General features: G+C 47.6%; 18 protein-coding genes. 14 read left to right on the forward strand and 4 right to left on the reverse strand.

What is annotated here, in order from left to right; genetic code table 11:
* Nucleotides 1-181: 181 nt before the first annotated feature.
* Nucleotides 182-1,507: a deoxyguanosinetriphosphate triphosphohydrolase family protein gene (locus AC58QO_RS26060; protein WP_497270668.1), complete on the forward strand. Its 1,326-nt coding sequence runs from the start codon at nt 182-184 to the stop codon at nt 1,505-1,507.
* A 398-nt stretch (nt 1,508-1,905) separates the two neighbouring features.
* Here AC58QO_RS26060 and AC58QO_RS26065 read toward each other — a convergent pair whose 3' ends face one another.
* Nucleotides 1,906-2,934 carry an alpha/beta hydrolase gene (locus AC58QO_RS26065; RefSeq protein ID WP_497270670.1) on the reverse strand — a complete coding sequence of 343 codons (1,029 nt, stop codon included), beginning with the start codon at nt 2,932-2,934 and terminating at the stop codon, nt 1,906-1,908.
* A 300-nt stretch (nt 2,935-3,234) separates the two neighbouring features.
* Here AC58QO_RS26065 and AC58QO_RS26070 point away from each other — a divergent pair, with 300 nt between their 5' ends.
* From AC58QO_RS26070 to AC58QO_RS26080, 3 genes are all read left to right on the forward strand, one after another.
* Complete coding sequence (locus AC58QO_RS26070) at nt 3,235-3,978, forward strand: IclR family transcriptional regulator (protein WP_497270672.1); 744 nt, start codon at nt 3,235-3,237, stop codon at nt 3,976-3,978.
* A 254-nt stretch (nt 3,979-4,232) separates the two neighbouring features.
* Entirely contained in the window at nt 4,233-5,129 is an 897-nt protein-coding gene (locus AC58QO_RS26075; protein ID WP_497270673.1) for a cation diffusion facilitator family transporter, read from the forward strand.
* Between the two features lie 113 nt (nt 5,130-5,242).
* Nucleotides 5,243-6,160, forward strand: a complete 918-nt coding sequence (locus tag AC58QO_RS26080) for an SRPBCC family protein (RefSeq protein ID WP_497270675.1) — start codon at nt 5,243-5,245, stop codon at nt 6,158-6,160.
* A gap of 109 nt (nt 6,161-6,269) precedes the next feature.
* Here the strand turns inward: AC58QO_RS26080 and sleB are convergent, their stop codons facing one another.
* Together sleB and acnA are read right to left on the reverse strand one after the other, a co-directional pair.
* The gene (sleB, locus tag AC58QO_RS26085) at nt 6,270-6,932 is read right to left on the reverse strand and encodes a spore cortex-lytic enzyme (RefSeq protein ID WP_497270677.1); all 663 of its coding nucleotides are present in this window, start codon (nt 6,930-6,932) and stop codon (nt 6,270-6,272) included.
* A 231-nt stretch (nt 6,933-7,163) separates the two neighbouring features.
* Nucleotides 7,164-9,881: an aconitate hydratase AcnA gene (gene acnA, locus AC58QO_RS26090; RefSeq protein ID WP_497270679.1), complete on the reverse strand. Its 2,718-nt coding sequence runs from the start codon at nt 9,879-9,881 to the stop codon at nt 7,164-7,166.
* Between the two features lie 234 nt (nt 9,882-10,115).
* Between acnA and AC58QO_RS26095 the strand changes: the two genes are divergently transcribed.
* The 10 genes from AC58QO_RS26095 to AC58QO_RS26140 all read left to right on the forward strand — a co-directional run bounded on the left by AC58QO_RS26095 (nt 10,116) and on the right by AC58QO_RS26140 (nt 19,628).
* Nucleotides 10,116-11,138, forward strand: a complete 1,023-nt coding sequence (locus AC58QO_RS26095) for an amidase domain-containing protein (protein WP_497270680.1) — start codon at nt 10,116-10,118, stop codon at nt 11,136-11,138.
* A 40-nt stretch (nt 11,139-11,178) separates the two neighbouring features.
* A complete protein-coding gene (locus tag AC58QO_RS26100) occupies nt 11,179-12,321 on the forward strand; it encodes a D-alanine--D-alanine ligase (protein WP_497270682.1) in 1,143 nt (380 codons plus the stop codon).
* 7 nt (nt 12,322-12,328) lie between these two features.
* Complete coding sequence (locus AC58QO_RS26105; RefSeq protein ID WP_497270684.1) at nt 12,329-12,646, forward strand: hypothetical protein; 318 nt, start codon at nt 12,329-12,331, stop codon at nt 12,644-12,646.
* 657 nt (nt 12,647-13,303) lie between these two features.
* Complete coding sequence (locus tag AC58QO_RS26110; protein WP_497270685.1) at nt 13,304-13,741, forward strand: hypothetical protein; 438 nt, start codon at nt 13,304-13,306, stop codon at nt 13,739-13,741.
* Nucleotides 13,742-13,873: 132 nt separating this feature from the next.
* The gene (uvsE, locus tag AC58QO_RS26115; protein ID WP_497270687.1) at nt 13,874-14,863 is read left to right on the forward strand and encodes a UV DNA damage repair endonuclease UvsE; all 990 of its coding nucleotides are present in this window, start codon (nt 13,874-13,876) and stop codon (nt 14,861-14,863) included.
* A gap of 95 nt (nt 14,864-14,958) precedes the next feature.
* Nucleotides 14,959-15,729, forward strand: coding sequence for an enoyl-ACP reductase FabI (gene fabI / locus AC58QO_RS26120; RefSeq protein ID WP_497257337.1), 771 nt, complete (start codon nt 14,959-14,961; stop codon nt 15,727-15,729).
* A gap of 198 nt (nt 15,730-15,927) precedes the next feature.
* Nucleotides 15,928-16,794, forward strand: coding sequence for an inositol monophosphatase family protein (locus AC58QO_RS26125; protein WP_497270689.1), 867 nt, complete (start codon nt 15,928-15,930; stop codon nt 16,792-16,794).
* 199 nt (nt 16,795-16,993) lie between these two features.
* Nucleotides 16,994-17,959, forward strand: coding sequence for a sugar kinase (locus tag AC58QO_RS26130; protein WP_497270691.1), 966 nt, complete (start codon nt 16,994-16,996; stop codon nt 17,957-17,959).
* A 61-nt stretch (nt 17,960-18,020) separates the two neighbouring features.
* Nucleotides 18,021-18,683 (forward strand): bifunctional 2-keto-4-hydroxyglutarate aldolase/2-keto-3-deoxy-6-phosphogluconate aldolase, encoded by a 663-nt coding sequence (locus AC58QO_RS26135; RefSeq protein WP_497270693.1) that lies wholly within the window; start codon nt 18,021-18,023, stop codon nt 18,681-18,683.
* Nucleotides 18,684-18,752: 69 nt separating this feature from the next.
* Complete coding sequence (locus tag AC58QO_RS26140) at nt 18,753-19,628, forward strand: DinB family protein (RefSeq protein WP_497270695.1); 876 nt, start codon at nt 18,753-18,755, stop codon at nt 19,626-19,628.
* Between the two features lie 47 nt (nt 19,629-19,675).
* On the opposite strand, the gene AC58QO_RS26145 is transcribed toward AC58QO_RS26140, so the two are convergent.
* A complete protein-coding gene (locus AC58QO_RS26145) occupies nt 19,676-22,336 on the reverse strand; it encodes an alpha-L-rhamnosidase (protein ID WP_497270697.1) in 2,661 nt (886 codons plus the stop codon).
* Nucleotides 22,337-22,362: the final 26 nt, after the last annotated feature.

The raw sequence follows: 22,362 nt of genomic DNA on the forward strand, positions 1-22,362 counted from the left end.
TCATCCTTGAATTGCTTCGATAGAAGTTTTCTCATAATCCTTGCTACTTCGGCTAGATTTGAATGGTGACTATCGTACATGCTCTCGCATAAACTAATAGAAGAAAGATGGATCGCTTGGAGCAGCAGGATACGGGTGAGATCGGCGCAGACAGCGCTAGAGGGCAAGAGGGGGCAAGCATATGAACAACATACGGAAATATCGGCCTGGTGAGGCAGCTTCCTCAAAATGGAGTGAAGAGCGGGATGAATTTGAGCGGGATTACGCAAGGTTGATACAATCGCCGACTTTTCGGCGTCTGCAGGGGAAGTCACAGGTGTTCGGAGCCGGCTCAGGAGATTATTACCGGACGCGTCTGACGCACTCCTTGGAGGTCGCGCAGATCGCCCGTGAAGTGGCGAAGCGGTTAGAGCGGACGAATCCCTTTTTAAGCAAAAAAGAGCATCCAGGCCTGATCATTGATCCGACCGTAGTTGAGTGTGCATCCATCGCGCATGACTTTGGTCATCCTCCTTTTGGACATAAGGGCGAAGAAGTGCTCAACCATATCCTGATGAAGGATCACGGTTTGAAATATGAAGGCAATGCGCAAAATTTTCGAATTCTTATGTTTCTTGAAAAAAGAGCAGGCAGCGAGAGCGGCCTAGATCTGACAGCAGCCGTGCTTCTCGGCATTAATAAGTATCCCTTCCTCATCGAAGAAGAGGGGCGTCTCAAGGGCGTATACGGGGCGGAGTGGGACATCATTCGTGAGCTGCGTGATATTTGGAAAATGCCGGAGGGCTGCTCCACGTTGGAAGCGCAATTGATGGACTTATGCGATGATATTGCGTACTCTACGCACGATATTGAGGATGGCATTCGGGCGGGGAAAATCCAAATGAACGCTGCCTTTTTCGAGGATCAACGCCTAATTCGGCATCTAGTGATGGAGATATTGAATGACCCGAATCAGCATAAATTCGGCTGGGAGCAAGTCGATATCGAGCAAATGGTGAGACGCGTGCTGCATGATTATTTGGAGCAATGGCAGCTCATATTTGCAGAGTGCAACCGCGAGGAATCACGGACGCGCAGAGAGATGAAAGCGCGCTGGGTCAGCTCATTTGCCAGTCGCCTCGACATTATCGACGACACGGAACGCGGCTGGAAGAAGGTCGCCCTCGTCAAAGACGGCGCGGAGGATATGGACCTGCTGCGGACGATGGAAATTCTCAAAAAGCTGGCATGGGTCACGCTGATCAAGGATTTCCGCGTCCTGCGCTTGCAAAAGCGCAGCGAGATCATCGTCGAGCGCCTCTGGGACAGCTTTATCAATAAGGATAAAGGGCAGTGGATCATTCCGCCTGACTGGATCGATAGCTACGAGCGGCGCAGCACGAATAGTAATTGGAGCTGGCCGCGGTTCGTAGCGGACTACATCTCGGGCATGACCGACGCGTATGCGGAGAAGGTCTACGCGGAGCTGTTTGCCAGTAAATCGGGCTCGATTTATGAGATGGATTGAGTTTTGTTATAGATGAGGGGTAAGCGCTGCTTACCTCTTATTTATGTTCGGTTCACAGATGGCAAAAATGCAAAAGAGCATCCTTTTCAGAGGAATTCACTTCATCGTTTTAAATAAATGCAAAAAGGCATCTTCTGGGGGCGTAAAGGTCTAATCAGAGCCGAAAATACAGAAATTGATGCCTTTTTGCATCAATTTTAGCTAAAATCGTGTAATTGATAGAGAAAAGTTGCACTTTTGCATTTCTCAGTAGATGGAGAGTATGCTGGTTGCAGCTTGGAGAATGTCTCATGCAAGTTACAACACGCAGCTTCATACCACATAAGCATGATAAGTTACCGATACTGCATGTAATCTGGCAAACGGCAAAAAAATACCGACCTCATCAGAGGTCGATTTTATAGGGAGGAGGGAATACCAGCGTTAACGTGCTCGGATGTGGCAGATAGGTCGATACTGCCTAGGAAGTCCATCGTGCGGCGCACATACGTTTTGGGCTCAGCACGGTACAGAAGCTCATGCTGTGCGTTAGGAAGTATCCATAGCTTAGAGGCGCTGTTGTGCTGCTGTTTGAACATCGCTTCGACTAAGCCATGAGGAGCTTTCTTATCATTGGTGCCATGGATCAGGAAGATCGGCATCTCATAAGAAGTTGTGGTTACTTTTTTGAATGGAACATCATGTAAGCTTACCCCGTTCAGTAATGGAAGAAATAAGCTGACAAGCGGCAGAGAAGGGTATCTAGGTATTTGCACGATTTGCGTCATATTGTGATAAAGGGTGTCCGAGTTCAACAGAAATGTGCTGTCGAGGATCATCCCTGAAATATCTCCGTTTTGCTGCAGAGCCGTCTGTAAAGCAGTGCCTGCTCCCATAGAAAAGCCCCATATAAAGATCGAACCGCCTGTGGACTGTTTGACATAATTGATGGCTCCGAGCAGCTCCTGGGATTCTTGAACACCGCCTGTCATGAGGCGATCACTGCTTGGATTCACATAGCCATAGTCAAACATGAGAACGTTGTACTGCTGTTTATGAAGCTCGCGTGCCAAGGTGTACAAAGGGACCCATTCTTCCTCGCGATTTCCGCCATAGCCATGGGAGAAAATAACGGTCTTACTCGACCCAGCTGCTGAGATGAACCAGCCGTCCAAGTTGGACTTACCATTTTGACTAGGGAAGGATACATCCGTGTAAGGAAGACGTACAGCCTTCATCGGGTTTGAATGGAGAGGCGCTATTTGTGGTCGAGCTAGGGTCCACGCAATGTAAGCATGGAAGATGAGTACGACTGATGTACAAAGAATTAATAAGGCTAGAAGCGTTGTGGTGATTAGCTTTCTCCTGCGTAAAAAAGGCTGCGTGATCACCTGATCAAGTGTAGGTTGAAGCGATCCCGTAACGGGATTGAGTGTAGTTGTAGACATAGATGTAGCCTCCCTCCGTGAAGATGAGTATATGACTGATGTGCTGGTTAGAGGTATGAACAAGTGAAGGGAGAGTAAATTATTTAAATATTCTGAAAAGTGCTGATCTTAATTTAATAGTATTATGAATGCGCTTTCAAGTCAATGAGGATGCGGCATTTGTAAGCCTATTGTAACGGTTCTGTAATAATGGGAAAAAGAGGTGTTTGACCTTTACGGTTCCATGTAGTTTCGTTATACTGAACATAACAAGGTTTCATATGGTGAAACAGTTTGGCTCATGAAAGTGGTGTTCATACGATGGAAGATGGCAAGCTGACCGTGCGTGCTGTTGAGCGCGCTTTAGATATTATGCTTTGTTTTACGGGGGCGTCGGAGCTGACGTTAACCGAAATTGCTACACGTGTGCAGCTTCACAAAAGCACGGTGCATCGCCTTCTAGCATCGCTAGAAGGCAAAGGCTTCATCATGCGTGATGAAGCGACGGATAAATACAGGCTGGGCTACCGGCTGTGGGAGCTTTCGGCTAACCTGTCCAAAGAGGGAGACCCCGGCATCATTCTGCTGCCTGAGATGGAGAGACTGCGCGATCAGCTCGGTGAAACGATCTCGCTGTACGTGCAGGACGGCCTGGTGCGTGTGCGCATCCAAGCCGTGCAGAGCAACCATGCCATTCGCCGTGTTGCCCCTGTCGGGGCGCGAATGCCGCTTTACGTCGGCGCCTCGAGCAAGGTGCTCGTCGCCTTTGCTGAGCCAGGGCTGCTGGAGCAGCTGTTAACCTCGGCCGATTGGCCGACAGGGTTAGACACGCAGGCGTACCTGCAGCAGCTCAGCGACACAAGGCGCTCGGGCTTCGCCACGAGCGTCGAAGAGCGCGAGCCAGGCGCGGCGGCTGTGTCCGCGCCGATCCTCGACCGCGGCGGCCGACTTGTGGCCGCCCTCGCGGTCTCAGGTCCAGCGAACAGGCTTACGCTGGAGCTGATGCAAGAGCAGGCGCCGACGATAATGGAGGCGGCGCGGCGCATGGGGACGATGCTGCGCTAGCGGCACGATGCGCTGGGGGGCTTATGACACCCATACGCCCTTCCCATCACCTTATCTCGCGAAAACCCGCGAGCTAGCCCCAAATAAGCACTCGCAGAGTGCTTATTTCCCGTATCTACACCGAAAATGGCGCATTGCGCAGCCAATAAGCACTTTCCTGCACTTTCTATCCCATCCCCTCAACCACCCCAACATGGACGGATGCTTTGCCTCTGAAAAGCCATACTAACAGTGGGAAAGGGAGTGGGCAAGTCATGAAGAAGACAGCCTCGATGCTGGCGATATGGCTAAGTCTGGCCAGTAACATTGTGCTGACCGCCATCAAAATCATTGTCGGCCTTCTGTTCAATAGCCAAGTGCTAATTGCCGACGGCATTCATAACGCAGGAGACGTCATTGCGACGGCAACCGCCTACAGCTCTATGCGCGTGTCCTCGAAGCCAGCGGATGTGGAGCATCCTTATGGGCATGGGAAAGCGGAGGTGCTCGGCGCCTTTATCGTTGCGATCATACTAGGCGGAGCCGCTATCTATATGGGCTATCACTCGATTCATGCCCTATTCGAACCAGCGAGCGAGGCGCATATTATTGCACTTTGCGCGGCTATTGTTTCTCTCATTTGGAAGCAAATTCTCTACGTCTACACCATGCGTATTGGCAATAAGCTCAACAGCAAGGGGCTCATTGCCACAGCTTACGACCATTTGGCAGATGTGTATGCCTCAATTGCAGCTTCCGTAGGGATCGGCTTGGCATTGTTAGGAGATCGCTACAACATTAGCTACTTGGGGTATGGAGATCCTGTAGCGGGGATTATCGTCTCATTTCTTGTCTTGAAGCTGGCGTACGAAATGGGCAGCGAATCTTTCGATATTTTGATGGAGCGAAGTGTGAGCCCCGCCTATATCGATCAGTATGCTAAGCTGATCCGTGCTGTACCAGAGGTCAAGCGGATCGATCGTCTTCGTGCGAGGGAGCATGGTCATTACATATTAGTTGACGCTAGACTAGGCGTGCCAGGCCAGCTGACGATTCAAGAAGGTCACGACATCAGCCGTAGCATTAAGCAGAAAATCAAAGAAGCCCATAACGATGTGGATGAGGTGTTAGTCCACTTGAATCCTTGGTATGAAGAGCAAGCTGACGCATGAGTAGGTGCGTCAGCTTTTTGTTTTTCCATTATTTACAATTCTTCCGGTTCGCGTTAGATTAGTCATAGCATCTTTCCGAAAGCGTCTACGTTAGAGTCAAGGGAGTGAAAGCTATGAGTCGGAGAGCAAGAGACATTTGGTTGGGAATTGCTGTGGCTAATGGATGCGGAATCATCTTTATGCTTTTGACAGCTTATAGTATCAAGCTCGCTACAGGGATCGAAGGTATTTTGATCTTATCTGATTTTGTCTTACTCCCGTTCATCATGGGTATCATAAACGCCTATTTCTGGCGAAAGCACCGCGTGACAGTTGGCCCGTCTTTTGGGTATGCTTTTCTCAATTTACTTGTGGGTTTAATTTATAGTTATTTCATGATGGGTGAGGGCTATATTTGCCTGATCATTGTAGCACCATTGATTTACATCTTTATTCTAATCGGTATTTTACTTGGTAAAGCCATGTTCAAAAGAGACCAAAAGACCGTTAATATCTCCATCCTTACAGCGATGATCGGCCTCGTCTTACTCAATATCTTTACCGCCGAGCCTGGTGAAAGCCAGGTCACAGACCGAATCCTAATTCATGCGAAGCCTGAGGTCGTATGGCAAAATGTCACGGCATTTTCACCCATTACGTCAGAACCTGACTATTGGTTATTCAGAATCGGATTGCCAAGCCCCGTTCAATCTACCGCAGAAGGCCAGTATGTCGGCGCAGAACGTAAGTGCATTTTCAGCAATGGCATCGTGTTCAATGAGAAGATCGTAGAATATGAAGAAAACCGGAAGCTAACCTTCGCAATTACGAAGTTGCCCGATGATCCGGAAATACTAGGGCATTTGAGCTTGTCCAAAGGACAATTCATCCTAGAAGACAATGGGGACGGTACCACGACATTAATAGGCACAAGCTGGTATGATTTGAAAGTGAAGCCCTCGTTTTATTTCGATCTATGGACGAAAAGCATTATTCGCAACGTTCATCTCGAGGTGATGGAGCACATGAAAGAGTTAGCGGAACAAGCGTAAGAAGCAGTCTCTTTATGATAAAAAAACACCTCTAAACGGCTCGCTTCAGCAGCGGCTTCGTTAGAGGTGTTTTCATTATTCATCGTGCTCTTCGCACGTGTCGCAATCATTACTTCGCAAATATATGATTCCCAATCTGTACTGTCTGTTGACGTGTCCAGATCCATGAGCTTGTTGCTGTTTTTGGGTTGAAATAGTAGAGGGCGCCACCTGTTGGGTCCCAGCCTCGTACAGCTTCTAAAGCAGCTTTGTAGGCTTCGCTATCCGGTGTTAAGTTGTATTGGCCGTCGCTGACTGCCGTAAACGCACCAACCTCGAACACGATGCCTTGAATGGTATTCTCGAACTGACTGGATTTTAACCGGTTCATCACGACCGCTCCAACAGCCACTTGACCTTCATAGGATTCGCCGCGTGCTTCACTGTAAATGACCTTAGCTAGCATATCAAGCTCAGCTTGGTTCACCGTGAATTTACGTAAGTACTCCCATGTTTGCGCACCAACGATCCCATCCACGCTAAGTCCATAATTCGTTTGGAATTTACGAACTGCCGCGGCTGTAATCGGACCATATTTTCCATCTATAGAAGGCTCATATATGCCTAAAGTTTTTAGTCGGAATTGTGCGTCCCATACGTCACCATTTTGTGTACCTTGCTTTAAAGTCGTAGCTCCTGCTGCGGATGCCGTCGGGCTCCACGATCCTGCATTCAAGCCTAAACCAAAGGAAGCTACGAGTGCGACTACGACTAGTTTTTTAATCAACATCATCTTCATCTCCCCTTTCGCTTTCCTCAGTATAGGTGCCGAAATACGCCGTCTCAACCCGCAGTTTTTGGAAATGTAAGTCAATCCCTTGGGGGAGTAAGGGTTGAACGGGGTGCATTTTTGCTCGACTTTACGACATTAAGAAAGATTTTCTCCTGAAAAATGGAAAAAGCTCGAGACTGCCATGAAGGCAATCTCGAGCTTTGGTGTGTGTGTTTTGCTGGATATTTATAATTAGTTTTTGTTCTCAGCAAGAATGGAGCGAAGAACCGTTTGTAGGATACCGCCGTTACGGTAGTAGTCTACATCTACCAAGCTATCCAAACGTACAAGTGCTGTGAATTCGAAGCTAGTGCCGTCTTCACGTGTAGCAGTTACTTTTACGGATGAACCTGGTTGAACGTCATTGCTCAAACCTGTGATGTCGAATGTTTCACGACCAGTAATACCAAGTGTTTTCCAGCTTTCGCCGTTAACGAATTGAAGTGGAAGAACGCCCATTCCAACAAGGTTACTACGGTGAATACGCTCGAAGCTTTCTGCGATAACAGCTTTAACGCCTAGCAAGAACGTACCTTTAGCTGCCCAGTCACGGGAAGATCCAGTTCCGTACTCTTTACCTGCGATAACTACGAGGTTTTGGCCTTCAGCTTGATACTTCATGGAAGCATCATAGATGGACTCAACTTCGCCAGTTGGCAAGTAAGTAGTAACGCCGCCTTCAGTTCCTGGAGCCACTTGGTTACGAATACGAATGTTCGCGAACGTACCGCGCATCATCACTTCGTGGTTACCACGACGGGAACCGTAGGAGTTGAAGTCTTCTCTTTTGACACCATGGTTAATCAAGTATTGGCCTCCAGGGCTGTCAACTTTGATGTTACCAGCAGGGGAGATGTGATCCGTAGTAACGGAATCGCCCATAAGTGCAAGAGTTTTAGCTGCTTTGATATCAGCGATATCATCAAGAACTGTGCCCAAGTCTGTAAAGAATGGAGGCTCCTGGATGTATGTGGAGTTCGTGTCGAACTCGTACAGATCGCCTTCTGGAATTTGAATTTGGTTGAAACGTTCATTTGCACGGAATACATTGCTGTATTTGTCGCGGAACATGTCAGGGCTCATAGCAATGTTAAGCGCATCTTGAATCTCTTGGTTTGTAGGCCAGATGTCTTTCAAGTAGACCGGTTGACCGTTCTCGCCATAACCGATTGGATCCGTTGCAAGGTCGATGTTCACTGTACCTGCAAGAGCATAAGCAACAACCAATGGAGGTGATCCAAGGTAGTTCGCTTTTACTTGAGCATGAACGCGGCCTTCGAAGTTACGGTTACCGGAGATAACAGCAGCAACCGTCATATCGTTGTCGATAATCGCTTTGCTTACTTCGTCTGGAAGCGGACCGGAGTTACCGATACAAGTTGCACAGCCGTAACCAGCAACGTGGAAGCCTAGCGCTTCTAGGGACTCAAGAAGGCCTGCTTTAATCAGGTACTCAGTAACAACAAGGGAACCTGGCGTCAAGGAGCTTTTTACGAAAGCTGGTTTTTTCAAACCAAGAGCTACCGCTTTTTTCGCTACGAGACCAGCACCGATCATTACGCTTGGGTTGGATGTGTTTGTACAGGAAGTGATCGCCGCGATGACGACTGCGCCAGTACCCATTTTAACTGTTTCATTTGGATACACAACATCAACAACTTCAGCCACTTTCTCTTCAGTCAAGCCGTAGCCGCCCTTTTCGATTGGCTGACGGATGATAGCGTTGAAAGATTCTTTCATGTTCGTAAGTTCTACGCGATCTTGCGGACGTTTAGGACCAGCTAAGCTTGGAACTACCGTGCTAAGATCAAGTTCAAGAACTTCTGTGAACACTGGATCTGGCGTGCTGTCTGTACGGAACATGCCTTGTGCTTTGTAATAAGCTTCTACAAGCGCAATTTGCTCTTCCTCACGGCCAGTAGCACGCAAGTAGTTCAATGTTTCGTTATCAACAGGGAAGAAACCGATTGTTGCACCGTACTCAGGAGCCATGTTCGCAACCGTTGCGCGGTCAGCCAAGGAGATGTTGCTTAGACCAGGACCGAAGTACTCAACGAATTTACCAACAACGCCTTTTTTACGCAAAATTTGTGTAACAGTCAATGCCAAGTCAGTCGCTGTAGCGCCTTCTGCCAATTGACCCGTCAATTTGAAACCAACTACGTCTGGAGCGACGAAGTATAGAGGTTGACCAAGCATACCAGCTTCCGCTTCGATACCGCCAACGCCCCAACCTACAACACCAAGACCGTTGATCATCGTTGTATGGGAGTCTGTGCCTACGAGGGAATCCGGGTACACAACAGTTTCGCCGTCGATTGTTTTCGTTGCTGCAACAGATGCCAAGTACTCCAAGTTAACTTGGTGAACGATACCTGTTGAAGGTGGCACTGCACGGAAGTTATCGAATGCTGTTTGTGCCCAACGCAAGAAACGGTAACGCTCTTCGTTTCTTTCGAATTCTAAGTCAATGTTCATTTCGAGTGCATCCGGGGATCCGAAAGCATCAACCATGACAGAGTGGTCAATTACAAGGTCTACAGGAACAAGCGGGTTGATACGTTTAGGATCTCCGCCTTCACGAGCCATTGTCGCACGCATTGCCGCAAGGTCAACGACGACAGGAACACCTGTGAAATCCTGAAGAACGATACGAGCTGGAATGAAAGGAATTTCTTTGTTCTCATCGCGGCCTTGAGCCCAACCAGCGATTTGTTTTACGTGCTCGCTTGTAATAGCGCGACCATCGAATTGACGAATAGCTGCTTCAAGCAAAACGCGGATGGAAACTGGAAGATTGTTGATTGTGCCGTGACCTTGGCTTTCAAAGTCAGGAAGGCTGTAATACTGGAACGATTTCGTGCCGACAGTTAACTGCTTACGCACAGAAAAAGAGTCCTTATTGGACATAGGTAGTTCCTCCTCAATAATAATATCTAACCATGTCATCGAATTTCATCTAGTGAAACACGATTTCATAATTCCCTCTGCTTCAAGTATACCGCTTCGCTACGCGTGAGTAAAGATTAATTTCAATCATTTTTACCGTAAATATGTCATATATTGAATCAATTCAAAGCAATTCGGGCTTGTCCTACCAAAACCTATTAAAGACCCTAATTAAAGCTAAGGAGGGATACCAAGATGTCCTGGAAAACAGCGCTCTACAATTACGTTCATGCGAAAAATCAGGCTGAGCTTGAGGGCTCATCTGCACCATTAGAAGCATTTGTCTCGGACAGCGCTTATGTACGGAAACAGGATGTCAAGGTGCGAAGGCTCCTGAACAGTTACCGAGATCGCGATGCTAAGCTGCTGCGAGGTGAGACGAAGCTTCGTCTGCTGGGCGTTAAAGAATTGCCTTATGGCATTATTGTAGATATCCATCTGCATCGTTTTTTGACCTATCAAATTGGATCAATAGAACATCAGGAGGAGCGCATAGAATCAGAACGTGTGATTATTGAGAGTAACGCTAAGGGCTGGAAGGTTCAGAGCGCGGAGCTTCTACAAAGTGAAAAGTCCCAGCCCAGCCGCGGTCGCAGCTTCCATTTGTCAGAGAATCAAACATTCCTAAACACCCAGCGCAGCTCACCTTCACTTCCTTATATCAATCCTAGTATACGCAATACGGGTGGTCTGGAATCCGCTCATCGGAAAATCATTTATAATCGCCCCAAAGCCGTCCAATATGCGGAAATGTGGTGGCAAACACCGAATCCAAGGTACGAATATTTCGAAGTGGATTGCACGAATTATGTCTCGCAATGCCTCTTTGCAGGCGGGGCTCCAATGGACTATACTGGGAAAAGGGATTCGGGCTGGTGGTATGCTGGCAAAAAAGGGCATCAAGAGCTCTGGAGCTATAGTTGGGCAGTAGCCAACAGCTTACATCATTATCTTGATCGTCCTCACACGCATAGTTTGAAAGGCACCGAAGTCAAAGATCCCAGAGAGCTTCAGCCTGGCGACACAATCAGCTATGATTGGGATGGTGACGGCCGCTTTCAGCATAATACGTTCGTCATCGGCAAAGATGCCAACGGGATGCCATTAGTTAATGCGCATACCTTTAATAGTCGCAATCGTTACTGGGCGTATAAGGATTCACCTGCTTGGTCGGAACGGACGAAATACGTGTTCATTCATGTAGCAGATGAAATGTGATGAGAGCAAAGAAACTGCAAATACTAGACGGAGGTACGTAATGAGCCGCAAAATACGAATTGGATTAATTTATGGAGGGAAATCCGGCGAGCATGACGTGTCTTTGCAAACAGCATTGGCGGTTATGAAGGCTGTGGACTTCACGAAATATGAAATTACACCGTTTTATATATCGAAAAAAGGGGAGTGGAGAAGCGGTGCGCCTCTTCTAGGCCCGGCTGAATCCAAGGAAGTACTGACCTTCAGTACAGGTGATGCTAGCGCCCCTGCTTCCAACGCACTGGCGCCGATTTTTGGCGGCATTCAAACGAAGGGTGATGTGGCTGTCTCTTCTGTCACTTCAGCTGGAGCTCAGGATCTTGGCTTAGATGTTGTATTCCCGCTATTACACGGAACTTTCGGAGAAGATGGGACGATTCAAGGTCTTCTGGAAATGGCGAATATCCCTTATGTAGGCGCAGGTGTGTTGGCTTCTGCAGTAGGCATGGATAAAGTCATGATGAAAAAGGTTTTCGCGCAGGAAGGGCTTCCTCAGTGCATTTTCCGTCATTTTACCCGTACAGAGTGGGAGAAGAATCGCGCATATCACCTCATGGAGCTGGAAACAGCGATTGGCTACCCATGTTTCGTGAAGCCAGCTAACTTAGGCTCAAGCGTTGGGATTTCCAAAGCGAGAAATCAAGATGAGCTTATCGCGGCAGTTGCTTTCGCCTTCCAATATGATCGCAAAGTCATTATTGAAGAAAACATCGATGCCCGCGAAATCGAAGTTGCCGTTTTGGGGAACGATGAACCTATCGCTTCTGTTGTAGGTGAGATCGTGTCTTCGAATGAATTCTACGATTATAAAGCCAAATATCTGGACGGCAAATCAGCGATGATTATCCCTGCAGAGATTCCCCAGGAGGTATCGGATGAGGTCAGAGCACTGGCACTCCGTACGTTCTTGGCGGTAGATGGCAGCGGCTTGTCACGTGTGGACTTTTTCTTAGGCAAAATCGATCAGAAGATCTACATCAATGAAATTAATACGATGCCTGGTTTTACGCCATTCAGCATGTATCCGCTGCTATGGCAAGAAACAGGGAAACCATATAAAGAGTTGCTAGATGATCTTATTCGTTTGGCGCTTGAGCGTCATGCAGCGAAGCAAAATATCCAATATTCTTTCGATGCGGAGTAGATAAACCATGGGTTTTCAAACGGAATTCAATTCAGTTTGTAAGTTTAAGTCCGAGCAGGAGCTCTATGAGCTGCTGGAGTATGGCCGCGGCAAAATGGTAAAAAGCGGCTTCCGTGTTTTCCCGACAGGTCAGAAGGTTATCGCATATACACCTGAGAACCAAGCGATTGCGATTGTTCGTATTGTAGCTTCCATCGCAGAAATTAATTTCCAAGGTGAAGAAGTCACACAGGTGGAAATGGAACTCATCCGTCGGTTGAATGAGGAAGAGGCGCGAGTTCAGACCTCGCTGGCATTTGAGATGTTTTTCGGAGAGCAAGCTTAAAATGAACAAGATAGAGAGAAGCACCGTCCATGGGGCGGTGCTTTTTTGTGTTGCGCAATCCGCATAACTATCCAACCTAACTATCCCGAACGATCTAAGCTTGCGGTCATTGGATAAATACATTGTATTCTCCGATCTTAGGTTGAAATCTAGCATAAGGCTGTCCCGCAGGGGCGAAGATGCGAGAGAGCATCCTTTTTCAGCGAAAACGGCCGAACATAGCTAAATTAGTGCAAAAGAGCATCCTTTTGGACCGAAAAGGTACCCACATGCGGAATACAGGCCGAAATTGTTGCACTTTCGCACGCATTTCAAAACGCGAGCTCATCTCGATACCAAAGGTTGCACATTTGCACTTTTGCATATGAATCACAGCTGCCCTTCACATAAGAAGAGTATCCCCTGCCATATAGATGGCTTTTGGTACACTTGGATTTTTCCAATGAACGTGAGGTGTTTGAGGTAGTGGGACTGTGAATGAAGCTGCTAAGGCATACATGTGGATTACGTGTTTGGAGCAGCTAAATCTAGGGGAAACGGAACGACATTCCGTTTCTAGCTTTACATTGGTTTGTTTATACGGTTTCATTTGTCCCTTTCAAACGGCGTGCTAGCTTCATATAATAGCTTATCCAAATAGAAAGGAAGTGAACATAAATGGAAAAACACACAATTATTAGTACTGACGGCAGTTGGGTAAACGCACTTGAAAACGAGCCAATTGCGGCATGGGTGCAACCGCGAGAAGGTGAAGCTTATGTTTGGGGGGCGAGTGATTCCCTTGGACCAGCAGCAGTAGTAGCCAAAACATTCAAAGTAGGCCATAAGAGAATCAAGAAAGCGACGTTATTTCTTGCCGTTGACAACTATGCTATCGTGCTCATTAACGGAGTACCGGTAGTTATTGACCAGCCACAGGATACTTTAGCCTTTTACAATCCAGGAAGAACGTTTCATATCGAGCCTTTCCTAAACGAAGGTGAAAATAATATCGTGATTGCTGGATTTAACTCTCCATCCAATGCTAACCGAAGCATTGGCAATCCAGCCGGTATCCTTGCACGCATTGAGATTAAATACGACCATCACCATTAATCTCATGCAATAAGTGCGGAAGACCCTTGTGACGTTCTTGAACGTTGAAGGGTCTTTTGTCCAAAGAGCCTGTATGTGCCTCTGTTTACCAGGGTAATCTAATTCTGAGAAAAACCTGGAGGTTAACCGAACATGCTCATTCGCCTCGGATACGTGGCCATGTCCACGATGGTAAAGAATGCATCCCCGTCCAAGACGATGACGGCAACGAATTTCAGCAAGCTGCTCGATCGCGAGGCAGCCATTCGCAAATTAGAGCGTATCAGTGCTGAGAATATACATAACACACTCCGGCTGCTTAAACATAATCGTGCTCATGACATCATGGTGTTCAGATTTTCATCCCGATTCATCCCGCTGATTGGCCATGAGATGCTTGGCGATTGGGACCCGATCTCTGCGTTATCAGCTGAGTTTGAAGAGCTCGGCAGTTATGCCAAGCAGAATAACATGCGTGTGAGCTTCCATCCTGATCATTTCACCGTGCTTAGCACGCCAAGGAAAGATGTGCTGGAGAAGTCTGTTCAGGATTTGGAGCGTCACTCCGCCATGTTGAACACCATGGGGCTTGGCATGGAAGCCATGTGCAACATTCATGTTGGCGGTTCCTATGGGGATAAGGTGAAGGCCGCGAAGCGATTTGTGCAGAATTTCAGCGCGCTGCGCAAGCCAATTCAACAGCGCATCACGCTTGAAAATGACGACAAAACCTTCAATGCGCTAGAAACGCTTGAGATCGCCGAGCAAGTCGGTGCCCCTATGGTGCTGGATGTGCATCATCACGCGGTCAACAACAATGGCGAAGATGCTGTGCAGTTATGGCCCCGGATCCAGGAGACGTGGCTCGCTCGCGCACGCTTGCATCTGGATGAGGCGTCAACTGCGCTCCCTCCGAAAATTCATGTTTCCAGCCCCAAAGGTGAAACCGAACCAAGAAGCCACGCTGACTATGTGGAGGTGGGGCCGCTTTTGGACTTCCTGAAAGCCATAACCCCGATCACGCCAAAGCTCGATATTATGATTGAAGCGAAGATGAAGGATGGCGCTCTGTTCAAGCTCATGGAGGACCTGAAGGGTCAAGAAGGCGTCGTGGCCCTCGATCAAGCGTCGATTCAGCTCTAATCCCATATTTTTCTTGAAATGTTGGACAAAATGGGGTACTTTGGAGTGGGAATGAATGACTAACCATGCCATTGTGAGAGGGGCTTCTACGAACCATGAGTCAATTATTAAACGGGAAAAATATACTTGTAATGGGTGTTGCCAATGACCGCAGTATCGCTTGGGCCATTGCACAATCTTTAGCCGCACAAGGCGCTAATCTGGTGTTTACGTTCGAGAACGAGCGCGTTGAGGAACGCGTACGCAAGCTGGCTGACACAATTCCAGGTTCAACTTTGATGCCCTGCAACGTAACCGTTGATGCAGAGATCGATACCTTGGCATCCGCGCTCAAAGAGAAGTTTGGTGTCGTGCATGGTCTTGTACATAGTATTGCTTTTGCTAAAACAGAAGAGCTTGACGGGTTGTTCGTAGATACTTCACGCGATGGTTTCGCGCTTGCGCATGACATCAGTGCCTACTCCCTTGTTGCAGTCTCCAAACGTATCTACCCGCTAATGACAGAAGGTGGAAGCATCATGACCATGACGTACCTTGGCGCAGAACGCGCTATGAAAAACTACAACGTTATGGGCGTTGCCAAAGCAGCACTTGAAGCTAGTGTTCGCTACTTGGCGGCAGATCTTGGCCAATACGGCATCCGCGTAAACGGTATTTCCGCAGGTCCGATTCGTACCTTGGCTGCCAAAGGGATCAAGGATTTCAACTCCATCCTGCGTCAAGTTGAAGAGAAAGCTCCGCTCCGCAAAACAACAGATACAGCTGAAGTTGGCGACACGGCTATGTTCCTCATGAGTAACTTGTCCCGCGGTATCACGGGCGAAGTTATTTATGTAGACGGCGGGTACCACATCGTTGGTATTTAAGTAAGAGCCATATTTTCATAGATCAAAGAAGAAGGAAATCCGTACGGTCTTGGTGCCGATACGGTTTTTTTTCGTTTATTTCCGCGCCAATGTGAAAATGTACGAATAATTTAGGATGAAACGCACTAGTATTAGAAACGTATAATTTACTATACTTAACGTATTATCTAAATTAATGAAAAGAAAGAGTTGATATATATGGTACATGGTGAGACGGAAACCTTCGTTGTTGGGAGTAAAAGTTTTACAGCAGTAGCCATTAATACGGCAGCCAAAGCAGGACAATGGATCAAGACCAAGCTCGGAGACATTAATCATGTGGGGACGAAACACTCCGCTCAAGACTTGGTGACAGAGGTCGATAAAGGTTCGGAGAAGCTGATTCGTAATTTAATTATGACGCATTTCCCAAACCACTCCATTCTCGGAGAGGAAGGCGTTGAACCAGGTCCGGAAGCGTCGGCCAAAGCGCTGCAAGAAATGAGCGACGAGGAGTACCTCTGGATCGTGGATCCGATCGATGGCACAACGAACTTTGTTCATGGTTTTCCTTTTTTCTCCGTATCGATTGCACTCGCGCACAAAGGTGAAGTCATCGTAGGTGTCGTATATGACCCATCACGTGACGAGTTATTCGTTGCTGAGAAGGGGAAAGGCGCTTACATGCACGGCAAAAAGACGGAGGTCTCCGAAGACGAGACGCTGCTCACCAGCTTAATTGCTACAGGGTTCCCAGCTGATCGTGATGGGGCGCTGCCAATTAACCTGAAAGGTGTTCAGGCGCTCTCACCCAAGGTCCGCAACATCCGAGTAGCAGGCTCAGCTGCGCTGCATTTGGCTTATGTGGCTGCGGGACGTCTTAGCGGATTTTGGGAAATTGGTCTCAATGCCTGGGATATTGCTGCGGGTGCCTTGCTCATTCAGGAGTCAGGCGGTCGTGTGACGGATACCGAAGGCAAGCCTTATCATTTGGGCGTTCGTAACGTGATGGCAACTAATGGGCGCATTCACGAGGAGTTTCAACAAGAACTAGCATTGGCTGAGGCTACAGGGCATGTGAAGTAAAAACCAACCTCTTGCAAGGTCGTTCCATGAGGAATGATTGCGCAAGAGGTTTTTTTCCTCTATTTGGATGCAACAAAGCCCTTCGTAAAAGTCTGGTTAAATCCGTCCAAATCCACTATAATAGGTGATATCTCATTTATTTAAACGTTTCAATTAACGGGACACGCAGAGTCGTGATCAGAATGGATGGAGTGCTTCTATGTCGGTAAATACAGGATCAGGACCAGATATTATCACTTTTGGAGAAACGATGGCACTGTTAATGCCTTCAGGCGGCAAGGGCTTGGAGTACTCTTCTGAGCTGCATAGCTTGTTTGGCGGTGCAGAGAGCAATGTGGCGATCGGCATTTCACGTCTTGGCGGCAGCGTAGGCTGGTTCGGCAGACTAGGCAAGGACCCGCTGGGTCGTATGATTTTCAAAAAAATCCGTGGTGAAGGCGTCGATGTTTCTCGCGCGGAGTTGACTGCAGATGCGCCGACAGGGCTCATGATGCGTGAGGTTCTGATGGGCAAAACGTCCGTTTACTACTATCGCAAAAACTCAGCAGCAAGTCAGATGAACCCGAAACATTTGGATGAGGCGTACATCGCTGGGGCTAAAATATTGCATATTACCGGTATCACACCGGCGTTAAGTGAGTCGTGTCGAGAAGCGGCTTTCGAAGCCGTTCGTTTGGCTCGTAAGCATGGCGTGAAGGTAAGCTTCGATCCGAATTTACGCTTGAAGCTGTGGAGCATCGAAGAGGCGCGTCCTGTTCTGCTCGAGCTTGCGAAGCTGTCCGATATTTTCTTGCCAGGCTTGGATGAACTGAAGCTTCTGTACCAAACAGAAGACTGGGATGTCATCGTGAGCAAGCTGCGCGAGTTGTCGGCCGTTTCCATCGTTAAAGGCGGAGAAGATGTGACATATGTCGTGACAGCTGATACGATTACGACAGTGCCTTACTTCAAAGCAGAGCAAGTCGTTGATACTGTGGGTGCGGGTGATGGGTTTTGTGCGGGCTTCTTAGTTGGCGTGATGAAGGCGTATGAGTATCCAGAGGCCGTTCGCATCGGGAACTTGGTTGGCTCCATGATCGTGCAGGCGGAAGGCGACTGGGAAGGCGCTCCGACGTGGGAGCAAGTGGAAGCGGTACTTAACAACGTTAAACATATAGAACGTTAATTGCTCGGAATCGTTACGAAACAGAACTCATATATGCTTACACAAAGAAGGGAAGATGATTGTGAAAAAACTTCAATTACTTCAGCAAATTACAAATGAGGGTGTTGTAGCCGTTCTACGCGGTGAAACGCCAGAAGAAGTCGTCGAAATGGCGGATCAAGCGATCGCCGGCGGTATTAAAGTCATCGAAGTCACGATGACTGTACCTTTCGCGCTGCGCGCGATCGAGGAGCTTGCAAAGCGCTACTCGAGCACAGCGAAGGATCCGTCTAAGTACGCGATTATCGGGGTGGGCACAGCCCTTGACCCTGAAACGGCGCGTGCCGCGATCCTTAGCGGGGCCGAGTTCGTTGTCGGCCCGTCCTTGAACCCGAACACGGTTACGTTGTGTAACCGGTATCGAGTGCCGATCATGCCAGGGTGCATGACGATCGCGGATATCCAAACCGCCTTGGAACTAGGCGTGGATATTGTAAAGCTCTTCCCGGGCAATCTATACTCCCCGGCGATGATTAAGGCCATTAAAGGTCCGCTGCCGCAGGCGAACATTATGCCAACTGGTGGGGTTTCACTAAGCAACCTCGGCGAGTGGATCCAGGCCGGCGCAGTTGCCGTCGGCATCGGCTCCGATTTGACCAGCGAAGCGGTCAAAACAGGGAATTATAGCCTTGTGGCTAAGAAGGCTGCTCAATATATTGAAGCCTACCAAGCGGCTAAGCGGTAGGTTTGGAAGTGCGCTCCGTCGAAATTAGGACGGAGCGTATTTTTTTGTGCGAAAATGGAGGTAGAGAAGATGGAGCGGGGTAGGGCTAGGCTTTTGCTGAGGGCGGACAACCTGGAGGCTTCGTTTGCTTTTTACGGGAGCCAGCTGGGCTGGGAAGTGATAGAGCTGGCCGAAGAGTGTGAAGCAGCTTTACTGCATATTTGCGGGACAGAGGATGAGGCCGTACTGATCGCGGTAGGGGAAGTGCCGGAGCAGCTTCAACCATATTTGAGTCGTTGGCTGCAGACAAATCACACGTATCCACAACCTGGGAGTCTTGTGTACATTGGCGTCCCCTCGGTAGCTGAAGTGGAGTCGGATTTGCTCTCATATGGCTGCCATGCTGTAATGACGAGTCATGAAGAGCCAGGACATATTCGTGAACTGCATGTGCCCACGATAGACGGGTATATCTTGGTGTATTGGGAAGAGCTGTTTCCATCTGATAGTGACATCATTCTGATGTTCGAAGCGGGAGCCACCGAGCTATTGATGGCGATAGAAGGCTTATCCGATGCTCAACTCAGCCTAAGGGAAGTACCTGAGAAGTGGTCCATTCGTGAGCACGCATTGCACTTGATCGACCTTGAATTAGTCGCTATGCACAAAGTGAAATTTGCTTTGGCGGAGCCGGGGCGGAAATACCAAGGTAATTCCTTTCAGCCAGATGATTGGCAGAAGGGGTTGGCCTATGCAGATAGACCGATTGAGAGCGAAGTACAACTATTCCTAGCGGCTAGAAGGCATATCCTCGGCTTGTGCGAACATCTGCCAGATGCGCTCGCACGAACCATTCGAACGGTGAATCGAGAAGAGACTGTTGCACAAATGTTGAAAATGATGGCGGGACATGCGAACCATCACATACGTGCGATTAAGCGAATTCGCGAGAAATTCAGCGTGTAGGCATAAAAACCCTTCTGTAAAAGGTGCAGAAGGGTTCTTATATTTGTTTAAATAGCCTTGGGTCGGATCTGTGAACGGAAATGATACGTTCCTGAACTCACTTCACAAACAACATAGTCCTTTATATCAGTGTCTTTTAAAATTACTTCCTCTGAAAGACTAAGGGCAATTCCGCTTTCTGTAACTTCATTAGAGTTCAGAGTTGGAATGAAAATTGTAGCCTGTGAGTTAGTAGGGACCGTAACCTCTAGACTATAATGTCCTTCAACGGATAACTGCCATGAAACCTTGATCTGGCCATACAAAGACTCCATTTGAGCAGAAACCTGTGTTAGTGAACCTAGGATATGCGGCTTAACCGTGAAAGATTGATACCCTGGCTTATTAGTCTGAATACCTGCAAGGTACTTAAAAAACCACTCTACAACAGTGCCGAACATGTAATGGTTTTGTGATCTTGATTTTAATTCCCACTCTTCCAATAGTGTGTGAATACCGCTCTCAAGCCAGAATCCCCAGCTCGGATAAGTTTTCTGATCAGCGATGGTATAAGCCAGCTCACCAAATCCTAATTCAGTAAGGACTGGTAGAATGTACTTCGTGCCGATGATTCCCGTGTTTAGATGCTCATCTCGGACATGAATGATGTCATTCAATAAATGAAGGATGACTTGGGCTTTGTCCTCGCTAGGCGTCAGTCCAAATGCAAGTGGAATGATATTGGAAGCTTGCCGATATCCGGCTTCGATCTCTGTTTCGTAAACACCAGCATCGCGATTGAAGAATGTCTTGTGAAAGCTCGCAGCAATTTCTTTCGCCACATTGTTATACTGTTTAACGTCAGATGCTGTTCCTACTACCTCCGCAATTTGGACAACTGTTTTTAAAATATGATATGCATATGCCGATGCCATTAAACGTGTTCCTTCAGGTGCACTCCAATCCTTGCTTCCTGGTGGAACCCAATCACCAAGCACACTATGCGCGGTATGATCTGCATGAAGCTTGGAAATCTCCCAATCAGCATAGCCTTTCATGCTGCTATAATGCTGTTCCAGTACGCTGCGATCCCCAGAGTGCATATAAAGATACCACGGAATTAGAACGTAAACCGATGTCCAAACGGGTGCATGATCCCATCCCCACATGGACGCTGGTACAATAAGTGGAATCGCTCCATCTGGCTTTTGGCAATCTTGGATATCTTGCACCCATTTCTCCCAGAATAGCAAAAGGTCAAAGTTATAATTTGCAGTTTCCGCAATCAGATGCGCATCTCCTGTCCAGCCGTTCTTCTCATAGACCGGTGTATCAGTAGGGATACTGTGCAGATTGTTAAGAATGGTACGACTAGTCGCTTCGTAGATGTGATTCAATAAAGGATTTGAACATGTAAAGTTTCCGGTTTTTCTTACTGAGGATCGAACAATTTTCCCGCGGATGGAATCGAATTCTGGCATTTCAGGCCAATTTATCAGTTCCACATAACGAAAACCTTTATAGCTAAAGGCAGGCTCCCAAACCTCTAATCCATTTCCGTGTAAAATGTAATGATCTGTTTGACTTTCCCCGGTAACATAGGTGTTTTCGTTATAAACCGATTCGTTTGGATTCAGTTTTTCGCCATAACGCAATTGTACGGAAGTTCCCTCGCTGCCACGAACTTGAAATTCAACCCAACCGACGATGTTGACACCAAAATCAACAATATAATTACCTAATTCCGTAAGCTGAATACTAATGGGTTGAATGGTTTCGATAATCTGAATCGGCGGGATGATTTGTGATTGTAACTTAACCGGAGAACTTTCTATCCCTCTAGCAAGTGACCAATCCGTATCGTCGTAATCAGGGGATGTCCAGCCCGATTTTTCAAGCCTAGCATCATAAACTTCTCCGCTGTATAACGAATTCTTCAACCTAGGTCCAGGTGTAGTGCGCCATGTTTCATCACTCGCGATCCAGTGACTTGATCCATCCTCGAACAGGATATTGACTTGGATTAGCAGCTTTGGTTCGCTATTCCAGGAGGCTTTTTCCCAATTCCAAACATTGGGGGTTTTAAGTGCATAAAATCCTCTGCCAAGCTCGACAGCAAAGCAATTCATACCATGATTTAAGCTAGATGTAATATCGTGGGTCACATAAAATGTGCGTTGATCGTAATTCGTAAACCCGGGATCTAAAACGTTGTTGCCTATTCTTTCGCCGTTAATCCATAATTCATGATACCCTAGCCCGCAAATATAGGCTCGGGCCAGAACAATTTGTTTATCTATTTGCACTACTTTTCGTAGTAAGGGTGCGGCAGCTTCATGATCAGTTGGATCCTCAGGTCCTCCAATCCATCGCCCTTGCCAATCTGTGCCATGCAATAGTCCCATTTCCCACCAAGTCGGATCGCTCCATTCACTGGGAATATCGTGTTGATCCCAAATTCTTACCTTCCAATAGCAACGCTGGCCGGTTACAAGTGTTTGCCCTGAATAACGAATAGAGAAAGATTGATTGGAATCGATTTTCCCAGTATCCCAAAGTTCACCCTTTTCAACTAGAAGGGCTTCTGGATTGGAGGCTACAAGTATTTGATAAGATTGTTGTTTCGTACCACGCTTTTCAGAATCTAAACACCAGCTTAATCTGGGCTCCAAGGTGTCGATGCCTAACGGGGTGGTTGTATACTCTGTTTTTAATTGATTAGGTTTCATATCATTTGCCTCCATTTCAATCCACT

Source organism: Paenibacillus sp. J31R30 (assembly GCF_059692115.1).

What these genes read in the sequence shown, in the direction of transcription:
- AC58QO_RS26060 (WP_497270668.1), top strand. Translation starts at nt 182, where the DNA reads ATGAACAACATACGGAAATATCGGCCTGGTGAGGCAGCTTCCTCAAAA.
- AC58QO_RS26065 (WP_497270670.1), bottom strand. Translation starts at nt 2,934, where the DNA reads ATGTCTACAACTACACTCAATCCCGTTACGGGATCGCTTCAACCTACA.
- AC58QO_RS26070 (WP_497270672.1), top strand. Translation starts at nt 3,235, where the DNA reads ATGGAAGATGGCAAGCTGACCGTGCGTGCTGTTGAGCGCGCTTTAGAT.
- AC58QO_RS26075 (WP_497270673.1), top strand. Translation starts at nt 4,233, where the DNA reads ATGAAGAAGACAGCCTCGATGCTGGCGATATGGCTAAGTCTGGCCAGT.
- AC58QO_RS26080 (WP_497270675.1), top strand. Translation starts at nt 5,243, where the DNA reads ATGAGTCGGAGAGCAAGAGACATTTGGTTGGGAATTGCTGTGGCTAAT.
- sleB (WP_497270677.1), bottom strand. Translation starts at nt 6,932, where the DNA reads ATGATGTTGATTAAAAAACTAGTCGTAGTCGCACTCGTAGCTTCCTTT.
- acnA (WP_497270679.1), bottom strand. Translation starts at nt 9,881, where the DNA reads ATGTCCAATAAGGACTCTTTTTCTGTGCGTAAGCAGTTAACTGTCGGC.
- AC58QO_RS26095 (WP_497270680.1), top strand. Translation starts at nt 10,116, where the DNA reads ATGTCCTGGAAAACAGCGCTCTACAATTACGTTCATGCGAAAAATCAG.
- AC58QO_RS26100 (WP_497270682.1), top strand. Translation starts at nt 11,179, where the DNA reads ATGAGCCGCAAAATACGAATTGGATTAATTTATGGAGGGAAATCCGGC.
- AC58QO_RS26105 (WP_497270684.1), top strand. Translation starts at nt 12,329, where the DNA reads ATGGGTTTTCAAACGGAATTCAATTCAGTTTGTAAGTTTAAGTCCGAG.
- AC58QO_RS26110 (WP_497270685.1), top strand. Translation starts at nt 13,304, where the DNA reads ATGGAAAAACACACAATTATTAGTACTGACGGCAGTTGGGTAAACGCA.
- uvsE (WP_497270687.1), top strand. Translation starts at nt 13,874, where the DNA reads ATGCTCATTCGCCTCGGATACGTGGCCATGTCCACGATGGTAAAGAAT.
- fabI (WP_497257337.1), top strand. Translation starts at nt 14,959, where the DNA reads ATGAGTCAATTATTAAACGGGAAAAATATACTTGTAATGGGTGTTGCC.
- AC58QO_RS26125 (WP_497270689.1), top strand. Translation starts at nt 15,928, where the DNA reads ATGGTACATGGTGAGACGGAAACCTTCGTTGTTGGGAGTAAAAGTTTT.
- AC58QO_RS26130 (WP_497270691.1), top strand. Translation starts at nt 16,994, where the DNA reads ATGTCGGTAAATACAGGATCAGGACCAGATATTATCACTTTTGGAGAA.
- AC58QO_RS26140 (WP_497270695.1), top strand. Translation starts at nt 18,753, where the DNA reads ATGGAGCGGGGTAGGGCTAGGCTTTTGCTGAGGGCGGACAACCTGGAG.
- AC58QO_RS26145 (WP_497270697.1), bottom strand. Translation starts at nt 22,336, where the DNA reads ATGAAACCTAATCAATTAAAAACAGAGTATACAACCACCCCGTTAGGC.